Here is a 26,725-nt window from a genome sequence, read left to right on the forward strand (position 1 = left end):
CCTCTCAGACGAAGTCATTGGATGAAGAAATAGCAGTTGCGGAAAGTTTTTTGGCCAGCCCGCGATAGGTCTTGCGGCCCTTGGACCGCACGGCAGCGGTAGGGCACCCCAGATCGACCGCGCGCCGCTCGCCGCTGGGATCGTCGGGCACCCACGACGCAACCTTCAGGCCCAGCATCGCCTCGGCTGCCCGTATCGTTTCAGAGCCAAAGAACGTCTTTTTTTCTCGGTTTATGACCAGCGCGACCGGCAGGGTGAGGCGATTTTCGCGGTAGAGGTCGATCAGGCGTTTCGCCTGGCGGATGCAGGGAACAGAGCTGTCAGAAACCATGATCAACTGATCGGTCGCCATGATGACCGGTGCCAGCCAATCCAACGTCGCCCGAGGTAGGTCAATGATCAGATATTCGTATGCATACCGGAAGACGCCGATCATATGGGCAACGATTTCCGGCGTCATCGCATTCAGAGGCACAAAGACAGTCGGTGCGGTCAGGACGTCGACGCCGTATCCGCTCGTCTGGACTGCACCCAGAATGGCCTTTTCGCTGGGAAGCGCATCCTGCCCCAGAAGATCATAGAGACCGCCGTTGTCTTCCACATCTAGATAGGTGCCGGCATTTCCGAATTGCAGGTCGAGGTCGAGAAGCAGGACACGCGGCCCTGACTCGCCTCTTTTGGCAGCGACAGCCAGCGAGGAGGCGAGGTTCACCGCGATTGTCGTTGCCCCCGCACCACCGCGGGATTGCGCAATGGAGAAGACACGCGCAGCCGCGCCCGTCCGGCTGCCGTGCAAATCGAGCACGCCAGGTTGCCCGGCCAAGTCTGCCAAGGCCTGAATCAGCGCCTCTGCCTTGATATCGAGAGGCAGAATATCGTCCGCACCGGACGCGCCAAGGACCCGTACCTTCGTCAGCGGCAGCCTGTCATCAACGAGAGCGATGAATTTCGTCTGCCCTTGGGCCACCGTGACGAAATGCGCCAAGGCGGCAAGATCGTCGTCGGAGACATCGGTCTCGAACAGGACGACATCGTGTTTCGCAGTGATGGCTTCAGCGGTTTCAACCAGATCGTGCAACGTCGGTGCCGAAGCAGCCACCGCATTAAGCAGCGGTGAGAGGGATGTGAACTGGCAGGTCGTTAAAATGTCGGACGCTCCAACGATCAGGATTCGACCCGGTGCTGAGAACTGATGAATCATTTTCTACATCCTATCCATTTATTCCGGTTGCCAGATCTTCACCCGGCGACGTTATGCTGAAGACGCGGTACTGCGGATGGCCCGTGAACCCGCCCGTGCCGCCGCCCGCAAGATTGGCAAGGGCTCCGATCGGAAACGACAACTGAAATGCGGGCAGATTCAGTTCGACCGTCACCCGCGGCACGTAAGGCCCGCCGAGGTATCCTAGGTTCGTGTCGGCGGCGTAAATGAACTTGAGATCGGATATCTTCGTGCCGCCAGGCAGTGTCGGTCCAATCCGCTCCCAGATCTCACTAGCCGTCGCGTTGCTGACACTGCCATCGCAAGTGGCCGTGACGGGTATGGCGCAGGCATTCGGAACCGCCCCGCAAGAGGTGCCGAATCGCGGAGCAGGCGAGGCCGTACCGCGCGCGTACCGGTCTGGTACGCCCGCGCAGGCTGCCGGACGAACCGTCGCTATGCGCGCGGCAATCTGCGTTGACTTCTCGGCCATCAGGTTGTTGGAGGTGAAAATTCCGAAGTCGATAATTTGGAACACCATGATGAAGAAGATGCCAACCACCATGGCGAATTCGACCATGGCGGCCCCAGATTCTTCGCGGGCGAACCGCGACAAGTTACGTTTGATGCCGGTGCCAGTCATTGTCCGAATATCCGGCTGGTGTCGGACACTGTCGTCGAAAGCGTGCCGAGCGGGGTACCGAAAAGCGAAAACAAAGAGCCGAACGGAAACTCCACAGTGATCTGCGCCGCGACCGTCGCCACGGGTGCGGGCGAAATCCGGTAGGGGCCCACCGCACAGACGTAGGTCGCATCGACTTTAGTAACCGTAAACTTGGTCGGCAGGACGTTGTTGGCCTGACGGTCTTTTTCGATCATGGCCTTCAATATCGTATCGTAGGTGCTTAGGCTGCCACCGGTATCGCAGATGTCAATCGGTGCCACCCGCGCAAGGTAGCGGCTGGCATTCCGCACGCCGCTGACTGTCGATTGATAACCCAAAAAAAGCCGCCCGAATTCCATGACGATGGCGAAGATCAGGATCATCAGAGGGACGCTGAGGACGAATTCAACCACGGCCACGCCGTCTTCGGAGCTTCGGAACCGTCTGAACCAAGTGCTGTGGATACGTGCCATCTGTGTCACCTGTACAACTGGATAACATCGCGGAACACGCCGCCGGTTCCCGCGGCGCCCAGACCTGCGACACCGGCGGAACCAATAACCTCGACCCACAGATCGAAGGATGGCGGTGATCCGACGCCCGTTCCGACGGGTTCGGTCATGAAAAGCTCGACGAATTCATCCACAGGCACATTGGTCGCAGCACCATTGATCGGGTGTTTCGTACAGTCGATCGCCGCTGCAATGACGACCCGGCGTGCAGGATTGGTCGACACGTTTGAAGAGCATTGCGCGATCCCCGTCTCGTCCCGGTCACTAAGAATTGCACCAGACGGAAGGCCCGCCGTCTGGGCGTAGGCGATCTCAGCAAGATAGACGCCATACCGAGTTCCGGCGAACGCCGCAGGGATATGAGACACCAGATGGGAATCTTCGCCCGCCTCCAGAATGCCGTTGCGATTGCCGTAGTTCGAGTCGACGTAGTTCGCGTAGTCCCAGCTGCCGGTGCCGAAGCGCGTGCAGCCTCCGGTTGCAAAACAATTGTCATGCGGCAGGCCGATCGAATTAGTCGAAGCGCTGACATTATTCCAGCCGCAAGCATTCCCCTGTGGCACCAGACCAGAGATGATGTTGGGAGCCACTGTGTAATTGGCATTTGATTTGAACTGGCTCATCACGCCGCGGAATTGATCAAACCGTGTATTGAAGACCGCGTTCTCCAGTCCGACCTTCTGTCCCGGCTCAATAGTCACACCGCGCTGCGCGTAGCATCCGGTGACATTGTCCTCTGCCCCGATGAGGCAGCCAATAAGTTTAGCACCATTCAACCCGAAGCAGGACGAACCGATCGCGCTGGACGACACGTCGAGGAAGCCGAAATCGCCGGGTCCCCATGCGGCTCCCTGTCCACCGGATCGCAGTAGGATCCCATCGCCGATCGACGAGGCCTGTGTCGCACTCCACCCGGTAGGCTTGCAGAACATCAGTGGCGTGATATCGCATGCCTCCATCGAAAACCCGGCGATGGATTCAGCAAAGACCGTCGCCTGTGCGGGTCCTGTGACCCCTGCAAGCGTGCGGGTCGCCCGTAGGAACATCGGATCTAGGGTAACGGGCGTCGTCACGACCTGCACGAGTGTGGCGTCTATCGGATCGGTGGTTGTATAGCCCGACGGATCGGTCGTATCGGCTGCCGGTAGGCCATCGAGGAAGGTCAGCGTATAATCTGTGGCGCCAGACAGGGTGCCGTCGCCGCCGTAGGCTTGTGGATTGGAAATCAATTTAGAGGCGGCATTGGTCGCACGCGTGATGCTGTCGGACCGACCGTCCAGCTCTGCGGCGGCGGCCAAAGCCACATCGTCGGCGAACCGCTGAAGGTCGCCGTGGGCGATCTGGACCCGCCCGATGTCGAAGACCAGAGCTGTCATGCCTAATATCGCGACGAGCGAGGCGATCCAAAGAACGAGGATGCTGCCTGCCTCTTCATGGCAAAAGCGCGCCAGGCGTCGGTTGGCAAAGGGCCCACGTCGTTTCATTTCAGAAAGACCTGCTCGGTCGTCACGCCGCGACGCACGATGACGCTGTTGCGTACCGGAACCACCTCGGGCTCGGCCACAACGTCGGCGACCTTTTCCACGACGACGGGCGTAGGCTCTGCTACATCGAAAAGGTCCGACAACTGGACCTGCTGCAACGGCGCGTGGTCCGGGGCTTCTAGATCGCGCAAGCTCAAGCTTAACTGGCCCGCTTTCTGCGCAAGTGCGAGGCGCTGACCGTCATCCGGAAGCACTTCGACGGTGATTGTGCGAACGACCATGGGCGCGCCCTGTTGTTCCTCTGACGTCTGGTCGATGCCGACCACGCGCACGTTTTGCAGGACCGTGACCGCGCGCAGCTCGCCGCCGTTTCCCTGCGTTAGGACGATGTCTACACGGTCGCCGGGTGCAACGAAGCCGCCGACGGCCGTGGCCGCATCGACGCTGATGGCCATGGCGCGATAGCCAGATGTGAGGCGCTGAACAATCGTCACACGTTCGCCGGGCGATGATAGTTTGGCGGCCATGATCGGCTCGCCCGGAAAGATCCGGCTGAGAGCCCGCATGGGGTCGTTGGAAGAAAATGTTTCAAAGCTGGTATAGGTGCCGTCGGGTACAGCCGATTTCGGCCACGGCTTTATCATCAGCAGAGCCGGTTCCAAAGCCTGACCATAGGCGATCTCTCCGCGCGCAACGACGATATCAACCGTTGTAGGATCTTGCATTGCGGTCGCGGTTCCGGGTCCGACAGCCAGGCTCATGGCCGCGAAGGAACCTGCTCCGGCAAGGGCGGTGCCGAGTAGAACGGTAGCGAGACTTCTGAATTGCATGACATGCTCCAGTATGGCCTCTAACGAAGGCATGACTTTAAGAGAAAGTGTCCCGGAAGCCCCTGAAGGAGGCTTCCGGCGGTTTTTCGACGGATCGTGAACTTTAGCAGGTGCCTGTACCCGTGCTGCCGTTAAGAGCTGTGCAAGCCTTAGTCGCATTTGCAGCAGCCTGCGTTCCCATCGTCGAAAAAGTAGTCACACCGATTGCGGCTGCAACCAGCAAGGCAATTGCGTATTCGACCATGGCCGCGCCGGATTCGTCTTTTGCGAAGTTCTTCAAAAAATTGAACATATCAGTCCCCTTTATCCATTTTATTTAATGGCGAAAATTGCGCCTATTATGATCTTTCCGGCAACTGCCGAGGATCGACTTAACCTTACGAACCGAAATATGGGTTCACATCATCCGGCACGATGAATTTTACACCCTAAGGTTGAAGGATCCGCGTGTATTCCCCAATTTAGACATATTTCGGCCACTATCGTGAAGTCAGAGCGCTATTCGAATCACAATGAGCGACGAAACTCGTCGAGTTTATGAGCACCGACCTCATCCATTTGATCGATTTTTTATACAATCCCATCATTCTCACCCGCATTACCCTGATTTGACGCATCAATTGGTTCGAAAATCACATGTAAATGGCATTCGGCCACGCGTTTTTGATTCGAAGTGGTACGAGCGACGGTTCGGTCCTGCAGGTCGGATCGCGATCGGTTCGGCACCGAGAACTGTGGCCCGACCTCTTATCGTCGATGCGCAACAACTGTTGGCCTTCGACTTGCAATAAAATTTCTGGGGGAGGGTGCAGCGGCTAAAAATACGGGGATAAGCTGTAAAATAAGAGCGGGCACGCTACGCTCATTATTCTTGTGTATTAACTAAATTTATGAAGTGCGGACCCCATAAAAACCATTTTAATACAATTACTTAAGTCAGTAAATTAGAGCCATCGCTCATCCGCGCAGATCGACCATATAGAACGCAGGAAGCAACAGAAGGCAGCCGGGCTCTTTCGCAGCTTGCTTCATCATCGTGACTGCACCGGATACCGCTGCATGTTCGATCAATCGGAGAACTCTCATCAACGCCTTGCAAATTCTGTTAGTGTTTTGTTAATATTCATGCCAGTCTGCTATAATCAATGATTATATTTTTAAGACGATTACCGATTTAAATTAGACGTTTTGCTTTCACAAATTTGGGGTGTTTTAGCGATGGCTATGGGAGAGAATAATTTTAGTATTGAGCAGACCAGAGGGTCAGTGAGTATTGCCTCAAAATGGGCCCATGCGGCAAGCTCCGGAAAAGATTTAAATAGTGTTCTAACAGATTTTCGGAAACTCGTTAGCGCAGAAACTGTTCAAGTAGTGCGCCGAATGAGCCATTTTGATCGGACCCGGATGATCGCCAGGCAGACGGAAAGTGACGGTAAGCTATTCAGCCGCCCCGCTCGTAGTTTTGCCTCTGCCATGTTGGGCGATATGTTGCACAAGACGCATTGTGGCAATGTTTTCTTCATGACTGCACTGCTGTCAGATAGCGATACTAAGGATTACTTGGAACCTTTAGGACTACGCGATGTGGGTATCGTTTCACTCTCTAACGAAGACGATTGTACTGATTTTCTGGAATTCCATTTCAACTTTCGGCTTGTCGACCACGACCGCCAGCTCTTGCAGGTACTAGGTCCTGTCCTTTCAAAAAGCTGGTCCGATCGTACAGCAGGGGTCGCCGCGGCGCATCTTGCAAAAAATCCGTTTCCGACGGCGCGAGCATGCGAAAAGGCGTTCGAAAATATTTTGAGCACAAGAAATCCAGCCGGATTGACGCGGTCAGAGTTTCGGATCTGCATGCTGGTTCAAGAAGGCGGTCTGCCTGACAAGGTGACCGATGTCCTGCAGATCAGCAAATCGACATTTCGCAGCCATTTACGCTCAATCTACTTCAAGACCGGCGTCGCCGGACACGTTGAACTGGTTCACCTGTTGCATCAGTCCGTCGGCAAAGAACCAGATATTTCGGCTCGGAAAAGTTTTCAGCGTTAGGTCCTTATGTCGAATTTGAGTTGCAAAGGTCGTGTTGCACGGATCGCCTCCAATTAGGAACTCGCCGTACCCGAGACGGAATTCCGGCGGTTCGTTCGAGACTGGGGCGACCAAATTCGGTCATCCGGTTCAGCAGGCGGACAACAATCCTGGCCTCCGTTCTCTGGTTCTCAAAGCTGCGCGCTTTTAGCTTCGTCCCGATGACGACCTTCCAACGACCCATCAAAGTTTCACTTCGGCTGCGCTGTTTATAGCCCGATGTATTCTGCCAAGCTATGCGTCCGTACCCCTTAATTTTGAAAATTTGGCGATCGCAAATCGTCGGATTCTGGGCGGCGTCCGGGCTCAGCATCGCGTTTTTGCGTGGTGGGATCACAATCTCAATTCCTTCGCCAAAGCGCTCGAGCAGAAGATCGCACGTTGGATCACGGTCGTAGGCACCATCCGCTAGAAACAGGTCGGCGGGGGCATCAATTTGATCCAACAGACCTGGCAGCGCGGTGGAATCTCCGACGCCATCGATGGTCAAATCGGAGCAGGCGATTTCGCTGCTGACAAGATCGAGACCGAGGTGCAGCTTGCGCCAGGACCGCCATTTGCGCTCGGTCTTATGCTTTTCCTCTCGCCATTCGCTCGCATCGTGGATCATCAACCCGGTGCTATCCACGGCCAACTGAATTCCCGCTGGGCCGTTGCCCCGGCGCGACAAGATGGGGAAACTGGACACCGCGATTTCGACCCCCAGCAGCTTGGAAATCGAACACATCAAGCCTTGGGTCTGGGGCAGCGGCTGCCGGAACACCATGCCCAGGGTCATGCAGGTCTCAATCGGCAGATCTGAATAGACAGGCTGTCCACCCGGCTTCGTCCTGCGCGGCCCAGACCACAAAGCGAGCGGCTCTTCGCTAATCCAAACCGTCAAATTCCCTCGCCGCCGCAAGCTTTCGTTGTACTCAGCCCAATTCGTCACCCTATGCTTCTGCTTGAGGATATTGTCACGGCGATCAGCATTAAATTAGTGCGGCACCTATAGCATCCTGCATGGTAAAGACCGTACTCGATATTAGCTGAGCGGGGAGCCATGCAACAAGGCTGAGTAGCTCAAGCATCGGTGCATCACCTGTGTTACTGCTCGTGATCTCAACTGCTCTGATTTCCAACGTATTCTCATCAATGCCGATGTGGATTTTGCGCCAGACGCGCCGTCTGGGGCCACCATGCTTGCGCGCATTCCACTCGCCTTTTCCTTCGACCTTGATGCCGGCGCTGTCCACTGCCCGGCAGTGGTTTGCTTGCAAACCACGAGAGGGATAAGCAGGTGCAACGGGTCCTTCGCGCCACGATATGGAATGTTGACGGCAAGCGTCCTTTGGCGGCGGCAGATGGTGCTGAAATCTGGCACAACCCAGTCCAGCTCCGTGAGCCGCAGCAGGCTTTCCACAAAGCCAGTCGTCTGGCGAAGCGCCATTCCGAATAGCACTTTCGTCGTCATGCAAGTCTAAATCGCGTCGAGACTGAACGTCCGCGATCTGCCTCTCTTGCCGCAAGGTTCGGCATGCCACTTCACCTCAGGATCCAACCAGATCGTCAGTGACTCGCTGCGCCCTAGCGCCTCATTATAGGCAGTCCAGTGCGTCGTCTTATCGGTAGACGATGTTGGTTTGCTCATACGGGCCAGCTACCACACCTGATTTGTGCAACAGGGCCGTATGTTCAGCCCAATTTCGATGATGCGTGCTATGGAATTTGCCCAATGTATCCCTGCATCAATATAAACTGACCTCGCGCACATCGATCTGTGCGTCGTGATCACGTCCAAAGGCCACGACGGCAATTGATCTCAGGCTGGTCGGTTGCGGCAATCTGCGCATAAGCGCGCCCGAGGCTGTAAAGCTGCCCAGTGGCAGGCGTACCTCGCTCCAGTTTTGCGTGACATCGAAGCCTGCCTGATAATATTGCCAAGGCAACACTGTGCCGCTTGTGCGCAGATGAACGAAATAGCGCTGAGCGTTGCCGCGTACGACAAGCCGGACGCCTGTTGTCCCTTCGGGTGGTGGACTGGCCAGATCTAACTGCATCTGGATGAACCCGCCACGGTTGGCTGTGCTGACGCGGCCTGTCATGCGCGCATAGGGCGTGCCGTCGTCCTGCGCGAAAGCGATACCGCCAGTGGACACGCCTCCCATTACCTGATCGGTGAAGAACCGCCAGCGCGTTTCTGGCTGCATGGTGAAATCATCGATAACTGTTTGCGCGGTCACGGACTCGTCCGCCATCAAAGGCGGCACAGTGCCGCCCAGTATGATCGCCGCAAGACCGATTGCTATCAGGCCGCGCATAAAGGTTTTCGTCCTCTCATCTTTTCCGTGTGATGCCGCCGACAATGTACCGCGTGTTCCCAAGTCTACCAATGCCGCGTTCCCGGCGCGCCCTTAATTTGGCCATCCAGATTGGGCGTGATCCAGCCGCCGTAAAAATCGCCCTGCTGAGGAATGACGCGCAGATCGCCAACCCATGCTTCGTCCATAAGCCCAGCATAAAATGCCAGATGACCTGCAAGGGCGGCAAAGCGGGCGGTCGGGCGGTCATAGGTCCAAGCCGCACGCATGGACGTCTTGCCCCCGGCAATCACATCCAAGTAACGCGCCACACCTTTCCATTCGCAAAAGCTGCTGCCCTCAGCCGTGCGCAGCGCGGCTTGGATATCGTCGGGTGGCACATAATAGCTTGGCGCGTGGTGGGTTTCTAACACGCGCAAGGCGCGGGTGGTATCAGCCACAAGTAAACCGCCAAACCGGATCGTGATCCGATGCGGTACGGGTTCCAGTGCGGGCGGCCGTGGGTAGGACTGAACGTTCTCGCGCGGGATATCGGTCATGTCAGGGCCTGATGGGCTGGTTTGCACGCGATGCCCATATAAAGGATTGCTGTCGAAGGTAGGGGACCAAAGGTTAGGTCTAACCGCCGATTAAGGCCGCGCGGCCCAAGGCCTGTGATCGGCCCCGGCACAAGTCCTACGCCTTGAAACGCGGCACGCAGTTCTTTTGGTTTGATAAACATAGCCGGGTCATGGGTGCCGCGTGGCAGCAGGCGCAGCATGTCTTCAGCGATGGTGATGCTGGCAAAGCGGGCCAGCGGATTGCGGTTTATGGTGTCGAAAAGCAACAACCCGCCGGGGCGCATGGTGCGGGCGATTTCTGAAAGCACGCGGTGCAAGTCAGCCACATGTTCCAACACATCGACACAAACCACGGCGTCGAAACTGGCATCATCATAAGGCAGGGCCTCTCCTACACCCACGTCATAGGCAATGCGCAGTTTACCCGCGCGGGCATGGTCGCGGGCAGCGTCGATGGCGTCAGAGGCGGGATCGATTCCAGTGACATGCGCGCCGCGCTCTGCCAGCGCCTCGGCCATGAAGCCCCCGGCGCAGCCCAGGTCAAGTACATCTTTGCCTTGCCAGTCGATGTGTCGATCGAACCATTTAAGCCGCCCTGGAACAAGATTTTTCAGGGTCCGCACCCAGCGGATGCCATCTGACCACCAGCGATCTGCCACCTTGTCATAAATTGTCAGATCATTGCGCATTGGGTCGGTCCTTGGTCGGGGTGAGGCGGGGCAACGCATAGGGAACTTCGGCGCGATAGCGGTCAAACCGCACGCCGTATCGGGCGGCAAAGCGGCGTTCCTTGAACCGTGGAGCCAGCAGGCAGTAGGCGGTAAAGCAGATGGCCATGACCAACTGATCCGGCGTCCAGACTGGCACTGTCCACAGTGTTAGGGCAAAGGCGACATAGATTGGCTGGCGGATCAGGCGGAACAAACCGCTGGTTGGCATGTCGGGAAACACCGGCCGGATGCGCGCCAAAAGTGACATCCAGCCCAGCGCACCCGATTGCACCTCAGCTCCGGCGTCAAAGCTCGCTTTCAATAAGATCAGCCAGCTTCCGGTATATGCCGCGGTCATGACCCAGAACGCTGCCCCGTCGGCCCGCCACCACACGATACCTGATGGTGTCCACAACGCAAACAGCGCCAAAAGCTGGGCGGAGGCGATGATGGCATAGGTGGTTGTGACGAGCGTGGCCCCATACGGGCCCGGGATGAGGCGCGCCAGCAAGCGCCCGCCAGATCCCGTAAGCAGGATGGAGTGGGCCAATGGAAACTGCACGAGGAGCGCTGCATTCGCGAGTACAGCCCATGGCCATGGCACCGCGCCAAGGCTTTCGCTGAGGCCAAAGAACATTGCGACAATCATCGCCAGAACGCCTGCGGCAAAGACCGTGTGGCACAGCGCGCCAAGCGACAGCGCCAGCGCAATGCGGCCGGCACCCGGGGCAGGGCGGAGGGCTGCACTGATGAGCGTGATCAGCCGGGCGATGCGGGGATCGGTCAACATCGTCATCCCCGTGCCAGTATCTCATCTGCGATGGCAGTACCGCTGGTCCATGCGGACTCGACGCGTGGGCCAATGCACCAGTCGCCACCCAGATACAGCGTTGCATCGGGGCTGTTTAAGAATGGCAGGCCAAGCGCTTGCGTGACCCGGGCATAGCGCCAGCGATGGGCTGCGGCATGGGTCACTTTGTTGGGTGCCACGCCCAGCCGGTCGCATAGCAGAGGCAGCATCCGGGCTGCGATGGCGGTGGGGGTATCTTCAAGATGGGCTTGGCTGAACGCTTCGCTTGCCTGCGCCACCCACAGCGCGGTCAGTCCCGGCGGGCGGCCCGGCTTGGCGCTATCCTGCGCTATCCACGCGAGGGGATCATCAGCATCTTGCCGGGTTATAAAGGGCGCGGGCCCCTCAACGGCAGCCATCAGAGTCAGGCAAGCCGCGAGCCTGACGGGGGCCAGTGCCGCGACAAGAGGGTGATCCGCGCCCAAAAGTCCTGCAACTTGTGGTGCGGGCACGGTGACAACCACGCGCGCGGCGCGCAAAATGGTATCGTCCAGATGCAGCACCCATCCCTCGGGGTCCTGCGCAATGCGCACGACTTTCGAATTTTTTCGGATGTCCAACCCGGCCCCAAGCGCCTTGGGAATGGCCGACATACCCGGTACGCCCACACTATGTGTGTGACCTGTGCCATCCTGCCACCCGGCCAGCGCACCCGTTTCACCCAAGTTGCGCAGCACCGCAGCGAAATCAGAGCCATGCGCGTTCATGTATTGCGCACCATGGTCAAACTGCAGACTGCCAGCACGCCGCGTGGCGACGCGCCCGCCAATGCCTCGCCCCTTATCAAGCACAACGGGCGCAAGCCCCGCATCGGCCAACCGGCGCGCACAAGCCAGCCCCGCCATGCCGGCACCGATGATGACAATAGGAATCATGCGACCAGCACCTGTTCTAGGATGCGCGGGATCTGCTGTCTTACCTTAAAGAACCCGGCAGTAGCGTGAGGCCATATCGCGCTGTCCCAGTCACGCCGCCATTCGCAAAAGCGAATGCCTTGTGCGGCAAGGTAAGGGGCGGCGTCATCCAGCCAGTCTTTTAGCGGGCCGCAGGTGATGTAGGGCGTGGCGATTTGGGTCGCCCCCGCGTCCGCGGCCCATTTGGCCAAAACCGCAGGGTCAGCCGCGTGCAGAAGGACTGGGCTGGCTTTCATTCGCAAGGCGGCATCGGCCAAAGCATCGGCCTCAAATTGCGCCACCAAATCTGCCACCGGCAAAGGAGAGCGCAGATGGCTGGTCGATATCGTGGCGACGGTGCGGATGTCATACCCCGCAAGGCCGAAATCTTCGACCCGGCAATCTTCGTCCGTGATCAACAGCGCGGTGGGACGGCCCGGGTCTGGCGGCCTGATTTCGCGCAGGGGCAATACCGATGGCAGGCCGTCTGGCTCCGTTGCCTCTAACCCTTGGATTACGTCGGCCAGATCGCTGGGGCGCGGTGCAAAGCGCCCGGCGGTAAACGTAGCGATGTTGCGCGCGTCAGCCGGATAGGGTTTGCCGCGCGTATGCAAGCCTGCCACCCAACGCCAGCCCAGCGTATTGGACGCAGCATCACCATCCAGCAGGTGCCGGTAAAAGAAATCCGCGCCCAACCGCCACGGCAAACCCAGTGTGAATATCCAGATTGACGCAAACCACATACGCGTGTGGTTATGCAGGTATCCTGTGTCCACCAGTTCGGTTGCCCATGCGTCGAAACATTCGATCCCGGTCTGGCCATCCATTGCGCGGCCCACATCGCGGCGCAAGCGGCGGTCGCGGTCAAGGTCGGCCAGATCGGCCTCCAGTCCGGTGACGTAGCTAGCCCAGACCTGCGGCCGGCGTTCTAGCCAGCCTTTGAAATAGCCGCGCCAGATCACTTCTTGGATAAACTTTTCTGCATCCTCGGGCCCATGGGCCGCAAGCGCCGTGGCAACCAGGTCCTGTTCGGTCACCAGCCTGCGCCGCACATAAGGCGACAGCACCGACACTGCTTTGTGCGCGCCGGGGCCGTGATCGGTGTTGCGCCCATTGGCATAACGCCGCCCCATGCGTCCCGTAAAGGCCGCCATTCTCTTCTCACCCTCGGTGCGGGTCGCGGTCCAATCTATCATCACGTTTTTCACCTTTTTACGCTGAGAAAGGTGATGCGAGCCGCCAAAATTTCAACGTCAGGCGACCGTGTTGCGGCAATACGCCTCGATCATCGGGCGCAAGGCGATCTTCGCCTGCAATTTAGAGGCCATCAGATACATGCCGCCGATCTTGCGGTGTAAAAACAGCGTGGCAGCCGGGGGCACATGGGCAAGCTCGCGGTCATTGCCGATGGCAAGGCCCATATCGCGCAGGTTTTCCAAAAGACGACTGTTGCCAAAATCGAACGGGGTGTCCTGCCGCAGGGGGCCCGTTGCGGTTGTGAACATGGATTGGATCAGATCCTGATGGTGGGGCGCGGTGGCGGGACCGAAATAGCCGATGCGTGCCATGGCGTTGCGCGTTTCCTGTGCACTGCCATCCAACGCCGCCCGCGCAAGCGCGCGAAAATCAGCTGCCAGTTCAGGGGCGACGGGTTGCACCGCACCAAAATCCAACAGCACGATGCGGCCAGTTTTGGGATCATAGCGGTAATTGGCAAGGTTCGGGTCGGTCTGCATCGCGCCGAACACAAACAATTCGCGGAGCACAAGGTCGATCAGGGCCGTCGCAACCCGATCCCGCTCCACCTGTGGCGCATCGATCAGGCTGTCCAGCGGGGCGCTGGCCACATACGTCATCGCGAGCACCTGCGGTGTGCTTAGCTCTGGGTGCAGGGCGGGCAGCACGAAAACATCAGAATCGTTCAGCAACGCGCCAAAGTGGGCCAGATGCCGCGCTTCGGCCAGATAGTCGGCTTCGGCGTGCAGCTGGCGCTTGGCTTCGGCCAAAAGGGGCGCAATATCCATGCCGCGCGGCACAAGCCCCGGCACGCGCAAGAGCGTGGCAACATTATCCACATCACTGTCGATGCTAGCCCGCACGCCGGGATATTGGACTTTGATCGCAAGGCGCTGGCCATCATGTGTGACGGCTTGGTGCACCTGCCCGATCGAGGCTGCCGCAAAGGGGCGCACGTCAAAACGGGCAAAGCGGCTGTACCAGCCCGTCCCCCATTGCGTATTCAGCACGGTTTGCAGCTGTTTTGGCGGCATGTGGCGGGCATCGTCACGCATCCGCGCAAGGATTGCTGTCAGCTCATCCGGCAGCACCAGCCCCGTATCCATTGACAGCATCTGCCCTAGTTTCAGCGCCGCGCCGCGCAAATGGGACAGCCCGTCCGTCAGCCGCAAGGTGTTCGCAGGCGTCAGCAGCAGTTGTGCCAAATCGGGCCGCTTGCCACCAGCCAGCGCCCGCAGGCCGCCCGCCGCTACGTTGCCCGCAATGCCCGACGCTATGCCGCTAAAGCGAAACAGCCGCGCCGCGCGTCCCGTCGGCACTGAGGTGCCGCTGTTGTTATCGTTCGGCAAGGGGTCCTCCAGCCTTAATTGGTCGTGCGGGCGGTCTGCTTGCGCAAACGCCGCAGGTGCCAACGGTAAATGACCGGGGCCAGAACGAAGTCATAGACGACGCACGCGGTCTGCTTGATGCCGGGCACGCTAACGACGCGCGCCAGTCGCTGATATCGTGGCATCTGCGACCACAGGACCAAAAACGCCGGTATGCCAGATGTCAGCGTTCCATCGTGCAGCACGTAAAGACGCCGGGCCGCCGTATCGGCATCCACCCCCCACTTGTCCCGCGCATCTGTGTTCAGATCATCAAACCGGATCGGCAGGCTGTGTGCGCCTGCATATTGGGCATAATGATTAATCTCGAAATTACAGACCGGGCAGTTGGCATTATAAAGGACAGATGTTTGGGGGCTATTTTCCATGTCCAGCTACGTAGGTTTCGCCGGCGTAAAGTCCAACCGGCGACACATTTACCGAGCCACCCTTCGCCCAGCGCCGAGGTTTTCTACCGGTTTCCTTGTAAGCTTACCGGACAGCGCCACAATTCAAACGACGCAAGGAACGAACGTCAGCACAATCGAAAGAAATCCAGAACGACATTCAAACCGCACAAACATCAGTAAACAAAGCAAAAGGGCCGCCCAAGGCGACCCGAATAAGACGATCATAAAGGTGGTGTGGCGGAGAGACAGGGATTCGAACCCTGGGAACCCTTGCAGGCTCAACGGTTTTCGAGACCGCCACGTTCGACCACTCCGTCACCTCTCCGCGCGGGGGTCTTGGTGGCGGTGATTTAGAACGGGCGCGGGCAAACCGCAACCCCCTGATCGCGGCCTTGGTGACTTTGTCGTGGGCGGTGCGTGTGCATGCTTGGAATAATGGGGGGCAGCCCGTATCTATTGCTTAATTCCGCCGTTCTCTGCACGGCACTCAAAGCCCGCTCACCAAAGGACGTTCCATGTTGCACGCCATCCGCACCACCTTTCTTGCGCCGCTCGCGCTGATCGCATCTGCTACATTAGCGCAGGCCCAAGCGGCGGATGCAGAACAAAGCGCTGCGCTGTTCGACGCGCTTGGCCTGCCAGAGATGATAGAGATCATGCGCGAAGAGGGGCTGGCCTACGGCGAAGAGATCGCGACCGATCTGCTGTCCACCAGCGCGAACGCCAAATGGACCCAGACCGTCAGCGATATCTATGACGTCGACCAAATGCGCGGCGGCGCGGCAGCGGCGTTGACCCAGGCGCTTGCGGGCCAGGATATCGGGCCGATGCTAGAATTCTTTACCTCTGATCTGGGGCAAGAGGTGATCAAGCTGGAAACCTCGGCGCGGCGCGCGCTGCTAGACGATGACATCGACGCCGCCGCCAAACAGGCCGCTGGCGACGCGCTAGAGGCCGAAACGCCGCGCGTCCAGATGGTGACCGATTTCATCGCCGCCAACGATCTGATCGACACCAATGTCGTCGGCGCGATGAACGCGAACTTTGGCTTTTACATGGGCCTGCAGGACGGCGGCGCCTTTAAGGGCGATCTGACGGAACAGCAGATCCTGACCGATGTGAACGATCAAGAGCCGCAGATCCGCCAGAATACGACCGAATGGGTCTATGGCTTTCTGACGATGGCCTATCAACCGCTGTCTGACGATGAATTGCAGGCCTATATCGACTTTTCGAAATCCAAGCCCGGGCAGGCGCTGAACACCGCGATGTTCGCGGCTTTTGATCAAATGTTCGTCGCGATCAGCACCGAACTTGGCCGCGCGTCAGCGCAATATATGGCTGGGCAGGATATTTAACCGCCCCACACCAGCAAAGTAGAGGCCAGCGCGCCGGGGTTGCTGGCATAAAGGCCCGCGTCGCGTTGCAGCTGGATGGTGCGGGCAGGGCGGTCCTCTATCGGGACGCCGGCGGCATCAAAGGCCGCATTCAGCGCCGGGCCGCCGCCGGCATCGACCTGCGCCAGAATCGCCGGGAATTCGGATTTGACCGCCAATTCGACCGCGCCGCGCTGGGTGTCGGATGCATTCAGCGCTGACGTGACGCCGGTAAACGGGTTCTGCACCCCGCCAGAGGTATCGCAGGCCGCCAGCAGGCCAAGGCCCGCAGCCAAGCCAAGGGCCGGAATACCGCGATGAAATAAAGGGATGATTGCTGTTATCCACATGGTGCTTTGCCTGACTTCGGTGTTGACATGATGCCCTATTGGCCCGATAAGCCGCCATCTCGGCAAGACCCTTGTCGGGATATATACATGAATTCGCCCACGGGCGCGCAGTTGACGGGTGGCTACGGCCACAAACGCCCTTGATCGGGGACCTGACCGACGCGAAAGACAAAAGGAAAGACATATGTTTGCGGTTCTCAAGACCGGTGGCAAGCAATACCGCGTCCAGTCGGGCGACGTGTTGCGTGTTGAAAAGCTGGACGCCCAAGCTGGCGACGAAATCCAGTTCAACGAGATTCTGATGGTCGGCGACAGCATTGGCGCGCCGCTGGTTGAAGGCGCTGGCGTCAAAGCCACCGTGATCGACCAGATCAAAGGCCCAAAGACGATCAACTTCGTCAAGCGTCGTCGTAAGCACGGCTCGCAGCGTAAAAAGGGTCACCGTCAACAGCTGACCTTGGTGCGCATCGGCGACATCATGGAATCTGGCGCTGACAAGTCCGGCATCCGTGCTGCACTGACCGGCCGCGGTATCGCATTCGCAACTGGCGCTGTGGCTTTGGCCGCTGCTGGTGCAGCTGCTGCCTACGCCGCGTCCGCCAAGAAGGCTGAAAAGCCTGCGAAGGCTGCCAAAGCCGCCGCACCGAAGGCCGCTGCAGCGACAGCTGGCGCAGACGATCTGAAGCAGCTGTCGGGCGTTGGCCCCGCGCTGGAGAAGAAGCTGCACGCTGAAGGCATTACCACCTTCGCCCAGATCGCAGCATGGTCTGACGCAGAAGTCGAAGAATTCGGCGAGAAGCTGTCTTTCAAAGGCCGGATCGAGCGTGAAGGCTGGATCGAGCAAGCCAAAGAACTTTCGAAGTAAGGAGACCGACACATGGCACACAAAAAAGCAGGCGGTTCATCCCGTAACGGACGCGACTCAGCTGGTCGTCGTCTTGGCGTGAAAAAGTTCGGTGGCGAAGTCGTCATCCCGGGCAACATCATCATGCGTCAGCGCGGCACGAAAATGTGGCCGGGCGACGGCGTCGGCATGGGCAAGGATCACACGATCTTTGCAAAAGTCGAAGGCAACGTTCAGTTCCACAAGGGTCTGAAGGGTCGTACCTTCATTTCCGTGCTGCCCGTGGCCGAGGCCGCAGAGTAAGCCGAGATACCCAAGACAAGAGGGGGATCGGCGCAAGCCGGTCCCCCTTTTTGCGTTTTTGCACGCGCAACTTTAACGCGTGCTTCATTGGTTTTGAGGAGGAGCGAAACCCATGATTGAAGCCCCAATTACGGCCCAGCCAACCTATGTGTCTGACCGTTTCATCTTGCGCCCACTGCGGGCATCGGATGTCGGCCTGATTTCGATGTATGCCGCCGACCGCGCGCTGGCCCGCGCCACGCGTTCCATTCCTCACCCGCTACCGCCCGGTGTGATCGAGGCGATGATTGTCCGTGCGTCCCAGCCTAACCGGGTCGAAGACATCTGGGTCATGGACGGCAGCAACGCTGGCCACGCCGAAGTGCTGGGCCTGATCTCGCTCGCGCGCATGGACCGCGCACAGTCCGAAGTTTTCTATTGGGTCGCACCGGCCTTTTGGAACGTGGGCTTTGCGACCGAAGCCGTGCGCACCTTGCTGGCCAACAATCCGCACGACGCGCGCCAATATTTCGCCGAAGCCTTTCAGGATAGCCCCGGCTCTGCCCGCGTGCTGACCAACTGCGGCTTTGATTATCTGGGCGACGCCGAGGCGTTTTCGGTCGCCCGCAACGCGCTGGTGCCAACATGGACCTACATGCTGAAAACGGGGCTCTAACGCCCATCATCCAGACCGAGCGGCTGACCTTGCGGCCGCTCGCGCCGTCAGACACCGCAGATCTACACGTCATCGCGGCCCAGTGGCCTGTTGTGCGCCAGCTTGGTGGTTGGCCATGGCCCGCGAACCCCGCCTTCACCGCGTCCCGCAGTGTCCCTTACACCGGGCAGGGATTCGTTTGGGGCGTTGAAGTGGCGGGCAAGATTATTGGTTCTGTCGCGGTGACTCGCGGCGAATTGGGCTATATGATCCACCAAGATTACTGGCGGCGCGGGATCGGCAAAACTGTTGTCGCGGCGGCGCTGGACCGCGCCTTTCGCCAAGACAATTGCCCTGTCATCAATGCGAGCGTTTGGGCCGACAACGCAGCCTCTGCCAAGCTGCTCTGCTCATTCGGCTTTACCCATTGGCACACCCGGTACGAGCAGGCGATCGCCCGCGGCTATCCCGTGCTGTCGCATTATTACCGCCTGACGCGCCCTGCGTGGGATGGCTTGAGAAACACCGCCAAGTCGCGTAACAGCGGCGCTTAACAGCCCGAAAGCCTCCTGCCATGAAATTCCTCGATCTTTGCAAAGTCTACATCCGATCCGGCGGCGGCGGCGCGGGCTGCGTGTCCTTCCGGCGCGAAAAATTTATTGAATACGGCGGCCCGAACGGCGGCGACGGCGGCAATGGCGGTTCTGTCATCGCGGTGGCCGTGGACGGTCTGAACACGCTGATCGATTTTCGCTATCAGCAGCACTTCTTTGCCCACTCTGGTCAGCACGGCATGGGCCAGCAGATGACCGGCAAATCCGGCGATGATATCATCCTGCGTCTGCCCGTCGGCACCCAGATCATCGACGAGGACGAAGAGACCGTCATCGCCGACCTGACAGAAGTTGGCCAGGAAATCGTGCTGGCGCGCGGCGGCAACGGCGGCTGGGGCAACCTGCACTTTAAATCCGCAACAAACCAAGCGCCGCGCCGGGCCAACCCGGGCCAAGAGGGCGTGGAGCGCACGATCTGGCTGCGCCTGAAGCTGATCGCTGACGCGGGCCTTCTGGGCATGCCGAACGCTGGCAAATCCACTTTCCTTGCGGCGACGTCGAACGCGCGGCCCAAGATCGCGGATTATCCCTTTACCACGCTGGTGCCGAACCTTGGCGTTGTGGGTGTCGATAACGTCGAATTCGTCGTCGCTGACATCCCCGGCTTGATCGAGGGCGCCAGCGAAGGGCGCGGTCTGGGCGATATGTTCCTTGGCCACGTTGAACGCTGCAACGTGTTGCTGCACCTGATTGATGGCACCTCTGGCGATCCGATGCAGGACTGCGCGACCATCGTCGGAGAGCTTGAAAAATATGGCGGCGATCTGGCGGATAAGCCGCGCATCACCGTGCTGAACAAGATCGACGCGCTGGACGCAGAAGAGCGCGCGTTTTTGAAAGAAGAGATGGAAGCCAGCATTGGCGGTCCTGTGATGCTGATGTCCGGCGTCAGCGGCGAAGGCGTTACCGATGTGCTGCGTGCTCTGCGCGGCGAAATCGACGAAGGCCGCCTGCGGGACCGGATCGCTGCCGAAGCCCCCGTCGAGGACGAGCAATGGCAACCCTAACCAGCGCTCGGCGCTTGGTGGTCAAAATCGGCTCGGCCTTGCTGGTCGACCGCGCCACCGGGGCCCTGCGCGCCGATTGGCTGGCCTCTTTGGCGCAAGACGTCGCCCGCATCCGTGCGCGTGGCACTGACGTGATCCTCGTGTCCTCCGGCTCTATCGCATTGGGCCGCGGCGTGCTTGGTCTAGGGGCAGGGGAGCTGCCGCTGGAACAAAGCCAAGCCGCTGCTGCTGTCGGACAAATCCAACTGGCCCGCGCCTATCAGGACGTGCTTGATCCGCTGGGCATCGTCACCGCGCAGGTGCTGGTGACGCTGGACGATTCCACCGACCGCCGCCGTTACCTTAACAGCCGCGCGACGATGGAAACGCTGCTTGGCCTTGGCGTTGTGCCCATCGTGAACGAAAACGACACCATCGCCACGGACGAAATTCGGTATGGCGACAACGACCGTCTGGCCGCGCAAGTCGCCGTGACCGTCGGTGCCGACCAGTTGGTGCTGCTGTCTGACGTGGACGGCCTGTATACCGCGAACCCGCAGACGGACCCAAGCGCGCAGCATTTGGCCATCGTGCCCCACATCACGCCTGACATCATGGCGATGGCGGGCGACGCCGTCTCTGGCCTGTCCAAGGGCGGGATGAAGACCAAAGTCATGGCCGCCCGCGTCGCGACAGAGGCAGGCTGCGCCCTATGCATTACATTAGGATCTCCGCATAACCCACTGGCAGGGCTTGAAAAAGACGTCCGCGCCACCTGGTTCACAGCCCAAACCACGCCGCAAGCCGCACGCAAACGCTGGATTGCTGCGATGAAGCCGCGTGGCAGTTTCATCGTTGATGCGGGCGCCGACGCGGCCTTGCATGACGGCAAAAGCCTGCTGCCTGCTGGCGTTGCCAATATCACCGGCACCTTTGATCGGGGCGACCCCGTGGCGATTGTGTCCACCACTGGCGCACCGCTGGGGCTGGGTTTGACGAATTACAACAGCCATGAGGCCGCGCAAATCAAGGGTCAACGTAGCGCGCAAGCTGCTGAAATCCTTGGGTATAAAGGCCGCGCCGCACTTATTCACCGCGACGATATGGTACTGCAAGACAGGAGCCACTGATGACCGACACCATGACCGCCATGGGCCGCGCTGCCCGCGCCGCCGCTACGATCCTTGCGACTGCGGCACCCGAGGCCAAAGCCTTGGCTTTGACCACAGCCGCCGATGCGATCTGGGCGACACGGTCTGATATTCTGGCCGCGAACGCCAAGGATATGGATTTTGGCCGCGAAAAGGGTCTGTCGCCTGCGATGATGGACCGGTTGATGCTGGACGAGGCGCGGGTGCAGGGCATGTGTGACGGATTGCGCGCTGTGGCCGCGCAAGACGATCCGATTGGCGCGGTGATCGACGCCTGGGACCGCCCGAACGGTCTGCATATCGAACGCGTCCGCACGCCGATTGGCGTGATTGGTGTGATCTACGAAAGCCGCCCCAATGTAACCGCCGATGCAGGCGCACTGTGCCTGAAATCCGGCAATGCCGTGATTCTGCGTGGCGGGTCGGAAAGCCTGCATTCGTCCATTGCGATCCATGCCGCGCTTGTCACGGGCCTGCGCGCCGCTGATTTGCCAGAGGCTGCGATCCAGCTGGTTCCGACCCGCGACCGGGCCGAGGTGACGGCGATGCTGCAAGCCGTTGACTATATTGACGTTATCGTACCGCGTGGCGGCAAAGGGCTGGTCGGGTTGGTCCAACGCGAGGCCCGCGTGCCAGTCTTTGCCCACCTCGAAGGTATCTGCCACGTCTATGTCGACGCCGCCGCCGATCTGGAAAAATCCCGCGCTGTCGTCGTGAACGCCAAAACCCGGCGGACGGGCATTTGCGGCTCTGCCGAATGCCTGCTGATCGACCGCGCCTTTTGGGATAGCCACGGCAGCGTTCTGATCCGCGATCTGATGGCCGCCGGGGTAGAGGTGCACGCCGATGGCGACGCCCAGATCGAAGGCACCATTGCCGCCACGGCTGACGATTTCGGGCATGAGTTTCTGGACATGATCATCGCGGCCAAGATCGTCGATGGCGTGGACGATGCGATCGCCCATATTCGCCGCTATGGATCGAACCACACCGACGCGATCCTGACCGAGGATGACGCCGTGGCAGACAAATTCTTTCGCCACCTCGATTCCGCAATCCTGCTGCGCAATGCCTCGACTCAGTTCGCGGATGGGGGCGAATTCGGCATGGGCGCAGAGATCGGTATCGCAACGGGCAAGCTGCACGCACGTGGTCCTGTCGGGGCCGAGCAGTTGACCAGCTTTAAGTATCTGGTCACCGGCAACGGCACCGTCCGCCCTTAAGCCGATCGAAAGCTGACTGTGATCGACGTTTCAGTCTGATCGATTTGCATCCGGCATCCGGTTTCAAGCATGACCTGCGGCAGCAGCGCAAATTGCACCTGCGCAGGCGATGTTTTGACCGGCTGTTGGAGGCCGTTCAGCCCATCCCAAAGGTCGGTATCATAGCGCAGGCGTTCGGCCTGCGCGGTCAGGATCCAGTCGCCCCCATCCCGGCGCACCGTGATATCGCCGCCATGGATCATCGCCGTTTCAAAGCACATCATAATCAGGAAACAATGGCGCACATCGGCGCGGCTGGCATCATCTGCCGCCTCCCACTGATAACTGATCCGGCCACCAACGGCGATGTCCGACAACACGCTGATGACTTCGCGCCGCGCGAACCCTTGGCCGGGCGGGGCCGCGCCAAAGGCGACACGAAAGAACCGAATGCGGGCGCTGGCGTTCTGCGCCGAATCCCGGATCAGCGCCATTTCCGCGCTGCCAGCCCCCCGGTCAGCGCCATCAGTTCGACCCCGTTGTTGATCGCGCCAATTGGGCTGATAAGGTCGTGGCAAATGCGAGAGCCGATCAAGGTGGCCAAATCGTTGGTCATGATACGGCCCTAGCGCTGTTAAGGAATGTTGCGATGTCAGGTGATATGAATGCCATGCTGGAACCGGGGATGCTGGTGCAGAACCCCAATGCGCCCGATTGGGGCACGGGGCAGGTGCAATCCAACATCAACGGGCGCATCACCGTTAACTTTCGGGAAGCCGGCAAAGTGGTGATGGATGGATCTAAGGTCATTCTAGTTCCAATTTACCAAGCATAATCGCTGACTTACGCTAACAAGGCCGCTGCATCTGTCAATCGCGGTGATTGCAAACTGGACTGAATTGGTTTCCAAATCCTTAACGCTCCCCCTATATCCCGCTGTAATGGCCGGGACACGCCCGGCGCTGCGGACCGGACGATGACCCAACCCAGCCCAGTGTTTCGCACCCGCCTTGCCGCCTCGGCGCAGGATATCGCTGCGGCGCAGCGCCTGCGCTATAGCGTTTTTGTGCGCGAACTGGGGGCCTGCGGCGGTCTGATCGACCACGCGGCCCAGACAGAAGCCGACCGCTTTGACCCTTTCGCGGATCATTTGCTGCTGGAAGATACCGCGCAGCCCGGCGCGCCTGTCGTGGGGGCGTATCGCCTGATGTCAGCGGCGCAGGCCGCCGCGGCGGGCGGCTTTTCCGCGGCGCCAGAGTTTGATCTGACGCCGCTGCTGGCCACCGGGCGTCCTGTGCTAGAGCTGGGTCGATCATGCTTGCTGCCTGCGTATCGGGGCGGGCCGGCGATGATGCATCTGTTCGCGGCGCTGGCGCAAATCGCGGCGGATCGCGGGGATGCGATCATGTTTGGTGTGGCGTCGTTCCACGGCACGGACGCAGGAGCACTATCAGCGCCGCTGGCCTATCTGCGCCAGCATCACCTAGCCCCGGCGCATCTGCGCGCGCGGGCGCATGGGCCGGGGGCGGCGCTGATGCCCGCGCAAGACCCAACCGATCGCAAAGCCGCGCTGCGGGACATTCCGCCGCTGATCAAAGCCTACCTGCGCCTTGGCGGCGTTGTGGGCGAGGGGGCCTGCGTGGACACCGCCTTTAACACCGTGGACGTGTGCATGATCCTTGACCCTGCGCTGATGACGACAGCCCAACGCGCCCGCGCCGTGCCGGAGCGTATGCGATGACCTGGCAAGATGCGGACCCGCCCGCGCATGTCCCCCTGACGCCCCGCGCCGTGCTGCGCATCCTGCGCCGCGCCGTGCCGATGGGCACGCTGGTCTTTGGCGGGCTCGCTGTGTTGCTGGCCTTGCGCCCGCTTGAGGCGGCGTTTCACGGCCCCCGCCGCCCGTGGACGCCGCATATCACGCGGGGTGTGTGCCGGGGCGCGCTGTGGCTTATGGGCCTGCCGCGCATCACGCAGGGCACGCCGATGCCGCAGGGCGGCGCGCTGGTGGCGAACCACATTAGCTGGCTGGATATCTTTGTGCTGAACGCGGGCGGCTGCGTGGTCTTTGTGTCCAAGGCAGAGGTCGCGAAATGGCCCGGCATCGGTTGGCTAGCCCGCGCCACTGGCACAGTTTTTGTCACCCGCGACCGCAAGGCGGCGGCGCGGGACGTGGCCCTGCTGACCGCGCGGTTAGAGCTTGGTCAAACGCTGGTCTTCTTCCCAGAGGGCACGTCCAGCGACGGCGCGCAGGTGCTGCCGTTCAAGCCGGTCCTGTTTGCGCCGCTGATTGCGAAGGGGATGCATGTCCAGCCTGTGACGCTGTCTTATAAGGCGCCGGACGGCGCTGACCGCCGCGCCTATGGCTGGTGGGGTGATATGGATTTCGCACCGCACCTGCTGGCGACGCTGGCGCTGCCAAACCAAGGGCAGGTCCGTGTGACCTATCATCCGCCGCGTGATTTGGCGGCTGGAATGGATCGCAAGGCGCTGGCGCAGGATCTGACCGATCAGGTCAGATCCGCGCTTTAGGCCGGTTTAGGACATCGCGCCGATCATCTGGCGCAGGGTCAGGGCGGGATCGTCGGTGCCCCAAATCTCGTCCCCGATGCCGAAGAAATCGACGTGCGGGCTGACGGCACGGATCAGCTCGATATCCAGCGCGCCTTCTGCGACGACGGGGACTTCGATCATCTTGGACCACCAGTCGAACAGCTCTAGTGTGGCGCGGCTGCCGTCATCAAGGGCGGTTTCCCCAACGGGGCCAAAGCTGACGTAATCGGCGTTCAATTCACCCGCCGTCATGCCGTCGTGGCGCGATTGGCCGCAGAAGGTGCCAACGATAGCGTCTTCGCCCAGTTCCTTGCGCACAGCGCGGAGTGACCGCGCGCCGTCCAGCAGGTGCACACCGTCAAGACCGTGGCGGGCGACCATCTGCACGTGGCGCTCGATCACCAAGGCGACATCACGCTCTGATGTAATGGCCCGGATCGCATCGGCGGCGCGGCCGATCTTATCCTCGTCCCGGGTTGCCAGCGACAGGCGCACACAGGCGATTTGCTGCGCATCAAGGCAGGCGGCAAGGCGGGCAGGGAAGGTGTCCAGATCAAGCTCTGTCGGGGTGATCAGGTAGAGTTGTGGCAGGTCGTCAGCGTCGGTCATAGCAGGCATCCGGGTATGAAGGTTGCCGCGTTCTAACGCTCTTTGCGCGGCTTGGCTACGTCGCGGTTGCCTGCGCGGTGAAATCGCGGGGGCGGCTTGCTTGTCTTGGCCGCGCGGGCGGCTTATCAGACCCGGATCACTTTTCCGGAGCGCTTCATGCCCAGCACCACGCCCCAACCCGCCTTTGTCCTGATCCGCCCGCAAATGGGCGAGAATATCGGCGCCGCCGCCCGCGCGATGTGGAATTTCGGGCTGGACCGGATGCGCATCACCGCGCCGCGCGATGGCTGGCCCAACCAACGCGCCGTCGCCATGGCGTCCGGCGCGGGCCGTCTGCTGGACGAGGCGCAGTTGTTCGATACCACCGCGGATGCGCTGGCCGATTGCCACTATACCTATGCCACCACCGCGCGCCCGCGTGAGTTGACCAAGCCTGTTTTGACGCCAGAAGAGGCGATGGCTGACGCCGCCGCCCGCATCGCCCGCGGCGAAAAGGTCGCGGTGATGTTCGGGCCAGAGCGGGCCGGGCTCGAAAACGACGACGTCGCGCAGGCAAATGCCATTATCTCGGTCCCGGTGAACCCGCAGTTTGCGTCCCTGAACCTTGGCCAATGCGTGTTGTTGACGGCCTATGAATGGCAGCGTTGCCAAGGATCAGGATTGCGCGAAGCCTTTGGCCAGCCCGAATTGGCCGAGACGATTGAAGTGCAAAAACTTGCCGAGCATTATGAAGACACGCTGGAAAAGGCGGGGTTCTTTTACCCAGAGCACAAGGCAGACAGCATGAAGCTGAACCTGCGTAATCTGTGGAGCCGGATGCCAATGACCAGCCACGACGTGCGCATGATGCACGGGATGATGCGGCAGATGGTGCGCTGGCGGGATAAGGATTGAGCGGAACAGCTTGGGGCCGGGGCAGGTGCCTCCGGCGGGAGTATTTTTGGCAAGATGAATGCCGGCGGTCCGCTTCCGGGTGCGTTGTAAGCAAGGTACGATGA

General features: G+C 60.1%; 32 protein-coding genes, 1 tRNA gene and 1 pseudogene. 13 read left to right on the top strand and 21 right to left on the bottom strand.

Translation table 11 applies throughout. The annotated features are described in order from the left end of the window. Nucleotides 1-4 precede the first annotated feature (4 nt). The 6 genes from KBW81_RS07505 to KBW81_RS07530 all read right to left on the bottom strand — a co-directional run bounded on the left by KBW81_RS07505 (nt 5) and on the right by KBW81_RS07530 (nt 4,983). A complete protein-coding gene (locus tag KBW81_RS07505; protein ID WP_302059349.1) occupies nt 5-1,201 on the bottom strand; it encodes an AAA family ATPase in 1,197 nt (398 codons plus the stop codon). Between the two features lie 10 nt (nt 1,202-1,211). Then, a complete protein-coding gene (locus KBW81_RS07510; RefSeq protein WP_090185105.1) occupies nt 1,212-1,844 on the bottom strand; it encodes a TadE/TadG family type IV pilus assembly protein in 633 nt (210 codons plus the stop codon). Then, nucleotides 1,841-2,338 carry a TadE/TadG family type IV pilus assembly protein gene (locus tag KBW81_RS07515; RefSeq protein WP_090185108.1) on the bottom strand — a complete coding sequence of 166 codons (498 nt, stop codon included), beginning with the start codon at nt 2,336-2,338 and terminating at the stop codon, nt 1,841-1,843. The genes KBW81_RS07510 and KBW81_RS07515 overlap by 4 nt, the downstream gene beginning before the upstream one ends. 5 nt (nt 2,339-2,343) lie before the next feature. Then, nucleotides 2,344-3,861, bottom strand: coding sequence for a pilus assembly protein TadG-related protein (locus tag KBW81_RS07520; RefSeq protein WP_090185110.1), 1,518 nt, complete (start codon nt 3,859-3,861; stop codon nt 2,344-2,346). Then, nucleotides 3,858-4,691, bottom strand: a complete 834-nt coding sequence (gene cpaB / locus KBW81_RS07525; protein WP_175499131.1) for a Flp pilus assembly protein CpaB — start codon at nt 4,689-4,691, stop codon at nt 3,858-3,860. Before cpaB ends, KBW81_RS07520 begins: the two co-directional genes overlap by 4 nt. A 103-nt stretch (nt 4,692-4,794) precedes the next feature. Continuing rightward, the gene (locus tag KBW81_RS07530) at nt 4,795-4,983 is read right to left on the bottom strand and encodes a Flp family type IVb pilin (RefSeq protein WP_175499132.1); all 189 of its coding nucleotides are present in this window, start codon (nt 4,981-4,983) and stop codon (nt 4,795-4,797) included. Nucleotides 4,984-6,071: 1,088 nt separating this feature from the next. Here KBW81_RS07530 and KBW81_RS07535 point away from each other — a divergent pair. After that, on the top strand, nt 6,072-6,740 hold the full coding sequence (locus tag KBW81_RS07535; RefSeq protein WP_254248877.1) for a helix-turn-helix transcriptional regulator: 669 nt from the start codon (nt 6,072-6,074) through the stop codon (nt 6,738-6,740). Between the two features lie 4 nt (nt 6,741-6,744). Here the strand turns inward: KBW81_RS07535 and KBW81_RS07540 are convergent, their stop codons facing one another. From KBW81_RS07540 to KBW81_RS07590, 11 genes and pseudogenes are all read right to left on the bottom strand, one after another. Then, a complete protein-coding gene (locus KBW81_RS07540; protein ID WP_411914385.1) occupies nt 6,745-7,731 on the bottom strand; it encodes an IS5 family transposase in 987 nt (328 codons plus the stop codon). 94 nt (nt 7,732-7,825) lie between these two features. Continuing rightward, nucleotides 7,826-8,409: pseudogene (locus tag KBW81_RS07545) on the bottom strand (IS5 family transposase); the annotation flags it as partial. Between the two features lie 97 nt (nt 8,410-8,506). Next, entirely contained in the window at nt 8,507-9,079 is a 573-nt protein-coding gene (locus KBW81_RS07550; protein WP_254248878.1) for a CIA30 family protein, read from the bottom strand. A gap of 65 nt (nt 9,080-9,144) precedes the next feature. After that, complete coding sequence (locus KBW81_RS07555) at nt 9,145-9,618, bottom strand: DUF427 domain-containing protein (protein WP_254248879.1); 474 nt, start codon at nt 9,616-9,618, stop codon at nt 9,145-9,147. Next, complete coding sequence (ubiG, locus tag KBW81_RS07560; RefSeq protein WP_254248880.1) at nt 9,615-10,328, bottom strand: bifunctional 2-polyprenyl-6-hydroxyphenol methylase/3-demethylubiquinol 3-O-methyltransferase UbiG; 714 nt, start codon at nt 10,326-10,328, stop codon at nt 9,615-9,617. The genes KBW81_RS07555 and ubiG overlap by 4 nt, the downstream gene beginning before the upstream one ends. Further along, on the bottom strand, nt 10,318-11,139 hold the full coding sequence (locus KBW81_RS07565; RefSeq protein ID WP_254248881.1) for a methyltransferase family protein: 822 nt from the start codon (nt 11,137-11,139) through the stop codon (nt 10,318-10,320). The genes ubiG and KBW81_RS07565 overlap by 11 nt, the downstream gene beginning before the upstream one ends. A 2-nt stretch (nt 11,140-11,141) precedes the next feature. Next, the gene (locus KBW81_RS07570; protein ID WP_254248882.1) at nt 11,142-12,074 is read right to left on the bottom strand and encodes an NAD(P)/FAD-dependent oxidoreductase; all 933 of its coding nucleotides are present in this window, start codon (nt 12,072-12,074) and stop codon (nt 11,142-11,144) included. After that, nucleotides 12,071-13,288 (bottom strand): FAD-binding domain-containing protein, encoded by a 1,218-nt coding sequence (locus KBW81_RS07575; protein ID WP_254249017.1) that lies wholly within the window; start codon nt 13,286-13,288, stop codon nt 12,071-12,073. The genes KBW81_RS07570 and KBW81_RS07575 overlap by 4 nt, the downstream gene beginning before the upstream one ends. A 57-nt stretch (nt 13,289-13,345) precedes the next feature. Continuing rightward, the gene (locus KBW81_RS07580) at nt 13,346-14,677 is read right to left on the bottom strand and encodes an ABC1 kinase family protein (protein ID WP_254248883.1); all 1,332 of its coding nucleotides are present in this window, start codon (nt 14,675-14,677) and stop codon (nt 13,346-13,348) included. 14 nt (nt 14,678-14,691) lie between these two features. Continuing rightward, nucleotides 14,692-15,084 carry a thiol-disulfide oxidoreductase DCC family protein gene (locus KBW81_RS07585; RefSeq protein ID WP_254248884.1) on the bottom strand — a complete coding sequence of 131 codons (393 nt, stop codon included), beginning with the start codon at nt 15,082-15,084 and terminating at the stop codon, nt 14,692-14,694. Between the two features lie 256 nt (nt 15,085-15,340). Beyond that, nucleotides 15,341-15,430: transfer RNA gene (locus KBW81_RS07590), tRNA-Ser, on the bottom strand. 190 nt (nt 15,431-15,620) lie between these two features. Between KBW81_RS07590 and KBW81_RS07595 the strand changes: the two genes are divergently transcribed. After that, a complete protein-coding gene (locus KBW81_RS07595) occupies nt 15,621-16,463 on the top strand; it encodes a DUF2059 domain-containing protein (protein WP_254248885.1) in 843 nt (280 codons plus the stop codon). On the opposite strand, the gene KBW81_RS07600 is transcribed toward KBW81_RS07595, so the two are convergent. Beyond that, complete coding sequence (locus tag KBW81_RS07600; protein WP_090185144.1) at nt 16,460-16,831, bottom strand: hypothetical protein; 372 nt, start codon at nt 16,829-16,831, stop codon at nt 16,460-16,462. The two genes, KBW81_RS07595 and KBW81_RS07600, sit on opposite strands and share 4 nt — an antisense overlap. 184 nt (nt 16,832-17,015) lie before the next feature. Between KBW81_RS07600 and KBW81_RS07605 the strand changes: the two genes are divergently transcribed. The 7 genes from KBW81_RS07605 (at nt 17,016) to KBW81_RS07635 (ending at nt 22,586) form a co-directional block, all read left to right on the top strand. Continuing rightward, on the top strand, nt 17,016-17,696 hold the full coding sequence (locus KBW81_RS07605; RefSeq protein ID WP_090185145.1) for a 50S ribosomal protein L21: 681 nt from the start codon (nt 17,016-17,018) through the stop codon (nt 17,694-17,696). A gap of 12 nt (nt 17,697-17,708) precedes the next feature. Continuing rightward, on the top strand, nt 17,709-17,978 hold the full coding sequence (gene rpmA, locus KBW81_RS07610) for a 50S ribosomal protein L27 (protein WP_090185148.1): 270 nt from the start codon (nt 17,709-17,711) through the stop codon (nt 17,976-17,978). Nucleotides 17,979-18,090: 112 nt separating this feature from the next. After that, the gene (locus KBW81_RS07615; RefSeq protein ID WP_090185150.1) at nt 18,091-18,633 is read left to right on the top strand and encodes a GNAT family N-acetyltransferase; all 543 of its coding nucleotides are present in this window, start codon (nt 18,091-18,093) and stop codon (nt 18,631-18,633) included. Then, nucleotides 18,603-19,166 carry a GNAT family N-acetyltransferase gene (locus KBW81_RS07620; RefSeq protein ID WP_254248886.1) on the top strand — a complete coding sequence of 188 codons (564 nt, stop codon included), beginning with the start codon at nt 18,603-18,605 and terminating at the stop codon, nt 19,164-19,166. Before KBW81_RS07615 ends, KBW81_RS07620 begins: the two co-directional genes overlap by 31 nt. 20 nt (nt 19,167-19,186) lie before the next feature. Beyond that, on the top strand, nt 19,187-20,233 hold the full coding sequence (obgE, locus tag KBW81_RS07625; protein WP_090185157.1) for a GTPase ObgE: 1,047 nt from the start codon (nt 19,187-19,189) through the stop codon (nt 20,231-20,233). After that, nucleotides 20,221-21,342, top strand: a complete 1,122-nt coding sequence (gene proB, locus KBW81_RS07630) for a glutamate 5-kinase (protein WP_254248887.1) — start codon at nt 20,221-20,223, stop codon at nt 21,340-21,342. The genes obgE and proB overlap by 13 nt, the downstream gene beginning before the upstream one ends. Then, nucleotides 21,342-22,586 (top strand): glutamate-5-semialdehyde dehydrogenase, encoded by a 1,245-nt coding sequence (locus tag KBW81_RS07635; protein ID WP_254248888.1) that lies wholly within the window; start codon nt 21,342-21,344, stop codon nt 22,584-22,586. The genes proB and KBW81_RS07635 overlap by 1 nt, the downstream gene beginning before the upstream one ends. Here KBW81_RS07635 and KBW81_RS07640 read toward each other — a convergent pair. Both KBW81_RS07640 and KBW81_RS18745 read right to left on the bottom strand, forming a co-directional pair. Further along, a complete protein-coding gene (locus KBW81_RS07640) occupies nt 22,583-23,059 on the bottom strand; it encodes a histidine phosphotransferase family protein (RefSeq protein ID WP_254248889.1) in 477 nt (158 codons plus the stop codon). The two genes, KBW81_RS07635 and KBW81_RS07640, sit on opposite strands and share 4 nt — an antisense overlap. Next, nucleotides 23,050-23,181, bottom strand: a complete 132-nt coding sequence (locus KBW81_RS18745; RefSeq protein WP_302059353.1) for a hypothetical protein — start codon at nt 23,179-23,181, stop codon at nt 23,050-23,052. The genes KBW81_RS07640 and KBW81_RS18745 overlap by 10 nt, the downstream gene beginning before the upstream one ends. A 33-nt stretch (nt 23,182-23,214) precedes the next feature. Between KBW81_RS18745 and KBW81_RS07645 the strand changes: the two genes are divergently transcribed. From KBW81_RS07645 to olsA, 3 genes are all read left to right on the top strand, one after another. Beyond that, a complete protein-coding gene (locus KBW81_RS07645) occupies nt 23,215-23,400 on the top strand; it encodes a DUF3553 domain-containing protein (protein ID WP_090185168.1) in 186 nt (61 codons plus the stop codon). A gap of 141 nt (nt 23,401-23,541) precedes the next feature. Continuing rightward, the gene (locus tag KBW81_RS07650; RefSeq protein WP_254248890.1) at nt 23,542-24,306 is read left to right on the top strand and encodes a GNAT family N-acetyltransferase; all 765 of its coding nucleotides are present in this window, start codon (nt 23,542-23,544) and stop codon (nt 24,304-24,306) included. Next, complete coding sequence (olsA, locus tag KBW81_RS07655) at nt 24,303-25,097, top strand: lyso-ornithine lipid O-acyltransferase (protein WP_254248891.1); 795 nt, start codon at nt 24,303-24,305, stop codon at nt 25,095-25,097. Before KBW81_RS07650 ends, olsA begins: the two co-directional genes overlap by 4 nt. A gap of 6 nt (nt 25,098-25,103) precedes the next feature. Here olsA and KBW81_RS07660 read toward each other — a convergent pair whose 3' ends face one another. Beyond that, a complete protein-coding gene (locus tag KBW81_RS07660; protein WP_254248892.1) occupies nt 25,104-25,727 on the bottom strand; it encodes a thiamine phosphate synthase in 624 nt (207 codons plus the stop codon). Nucleotides 25,728-25,883: 156 nt separating this feature from the next. On the opposite strand from KBW81_RS07660, the gene KBW81_RS07665 reads away from it, so the two are divergent. Continuing rightward, nucleotides 25,884-26,621, top strand: a complete 738-nt coding sequence (locus tag KBW81_RS07665) for an RNA methyltransferase (RefSeq protein WP_090185364.1) — start codon at nt 25,884-25,886, stop codon at nt 26,619-26,621. Nucleotides 26,622-26,725 lie beyond the last annotated feature (104 nt).

This window comes from Loktanella salsilacus, assembly GCF_024206795.1.
In the GTDB taxonomy this organism is placed as follows: Bacteria; Pseudomonadota; Alphaproteobacteria; order Rhodobacterales; family Rhodobacteraceae; genus Loktanella; species Loktanella salsilacus.

Bases quoted from the DNA above. Each gene is read 5' to 3' on its own strand.
- ubiG (WP_254248880.1), bottom strand. From the start codon at position 10,328: ATGCGCAATGATCTGACAATTTATGACAAGGTGGCAGATCGCTGGTGG.
- KBW81_RS07640 (WP_254248889.1), bottom strand. From the start codon at position 23,059: ATGGCGCTGATCCGGGATTCGGCGCAGAACGCCAGCGCCCGCATTCGG.
- KBW81_RS07600 (WP_090185144.1), bottom strand. From the start codon at position 16,831: ATGTGGATAACAGCAATCATCCCTTTATTTCATCGCGGTATTCCGGCC.
- KBW81_RS18745 (WP_302059353.1), bottom strand. From the start codon at position 23,181: ATGACCAACGATTTGGCCACCTTGATCGGCTCTCGCATTTGCCACGAC.
- cpaB (WP_175499131.1), bottom strand. From the start codon at position 4,691: ATGCAATTCAGAAGTCTCGCTACCGTTCTACTCGGCACCGCCCTTGCC.
- KBW81_RS07520 (WP_090185110.1), bottom strand. From the start codon at position 3,861: ATGAAACGACGTGGGCCCTTTGCCAACCGACGCCTGGCGCGCTTTTGC.
- KBW81_RS07565 (WP_254248881.1), bottom strand. From the start codon at position 11,139: ATGTTGACCGATCCCCGCATCGCCCGGCTGATCACGCTCATCAGTGCA.
- KBW81_RS07570 (WP_254248882.1), bottom strand. From the start codon at position 12,074: ATGATTCCTATTGTCATCATCGGTGCCGGCATGGCGGGGCTGGCTTGT.
- KBW81_RS07615 (WP_090185150.1), top strand. From the start codon at position 18,091: ATGATTGAAGCCCCAATTACGGCCCAGCCAACCTATGTGTCTGACCGT.
- olsA (WP_254248891.1), top strand. From the start codon at position 24,303: ATGACCTGGCAAGATGCGGACCCGCCCGCGCATGTCCCCCTGACGCCC.
- obgE (WP_090185157.1), top strand. From the start codon at position 19,187: ATGAAATTCCTCGATCTTTGCAAAGTCTACATCCGATCCGGCGGCGGC.
- KBW81_RS07635 (WP_254248888.1), top strand. From the start codon at position 21,342: ATGACCGACACCATGACCGCCATGGGCCGCGCTGCCCGCGCCGCCGCT.
- KBW81_RS07595 (WP_254248885.1), top strand. From the start codon at position 15,621: ATGTTGCACGCCATCCGCACCACCTTTCTTGCGCCGCTCGCGCTGATC.
- KBW81_RS07550 (WP_254248878.1), bottom strand. From the start codon at position 9,079: ATGCGCGGCCTGATAGCAATCGGTCTTGCGGCGATCATACTGGGCGGC.
- KBW81_RS07605 (WP_090185145.1), top strand. From the start codon at position 17,016: ATGTTTGCGGTTCTCAAGACCGGTGGCAAGCAATACCGCGTCCAGTCG.
- KBW81_RS07505 (WP_302059349.1), bottom strand. From the start codon at position 1,201: ATGATTCATCAGTTCTCAGCACCGGGTCGAATCCTGATCGTTGGAGCG.
- KBW81_RS07620 (WP_254248886.1), top strand. From the start codon at position 18,603: ATGGACCTACATGCTGAAAACGGGGCTCTAACGCCCATCATCCAGACC.
- rpmA (WP_090185148.1), top strand. From the start codon at position 17,709: ATGGCACACAAAAAAGCAGGCGGTTCATCCCGTAACGGACGCGACTCA.
- KBW81_RS07530 (WP_175499132.1), bottom strand. From the start codon at position 4,983: ATGTTCAATTTTTTGAAGAACTTCGCAAAAGACGAATCCGGCGCGGCC.
- KBW81_RS07515 (WP_090185108.1), bottom strand. From the start codon at position 2,338: ATGGCACGTATCCACAGCACTTGGTTCAGACGGTTCCGAAGCTCCGAA.
- KBW81_RS07660 (WP_254248892.1), bottom strand. From the start codon at position 25,727: ATGACCGACGCTGACGACCTGCCACAACTCTACCTGATCACCCCGACA.
- KBW81_RS07645 (WP_090185168.1), top strand. From the start codon at position 23,215: ATGTCAGGTGATATGAATGCCATGCTGGAACCGGGGATGCTGGTGCAG.
- KBW81_RS07665 (WP_090185364.1), top strand. From the start codon at position 25,884: ATGCCCAGCACCACGCCCCAACCCGCCTTTGTCCTGATCCGCCCGCAA.
- KBW81_RS07510 (WP_090185105.1), bottom strand. From the start codon at position 1,844: ATGACTGGCACCGGCATCAAACGTAACTTGTCGCGGTTCGCCCGCGAA.
- KBW81_RS07535 (WP_254248877.1), top strand. From the start codon at position 6,072: ATGAGCCATTTTGATCGGACCCGGATGATCGCCAGGCAGACGGAAAGT.
- KBW81_RS07575 (WP_254249017.1), bottom strand. From the start codon at position 13,288: ATGATAGATTGGACCGCGACCCGCACCGAGGGTGAGAAGAGAATGGCG.
- proB (WP_254248887.1), top strand. From the start codon at position 20,221: ATGGCAACCCTAACCAGCGCTCGGCGCTTGGTGGTCAAAATCGGCTCG.
- KBW81_RS07650 (WP_254248890.1), top strand. From the start codon at position 23,542: ATGACCCAACCCAGCCCAGTGTTTCGCACCCGCCTTGCCGCCTCGGCG.
- KBW81_RS07585 (WP_254248884.1), bottom strand. From the start codon at position 15,084: ATGGAAAATAGCCCCCAAACATCTGTCCTTTATAATGCCAACTGCCCG.
- KBW81_RS07555 (WP_254248879.1), bottom strand. From the start codon at position 9,618: ATGACCGATATCCCGCGCGAGAACGTTCAGTCCTACCCACGGCCGCCC.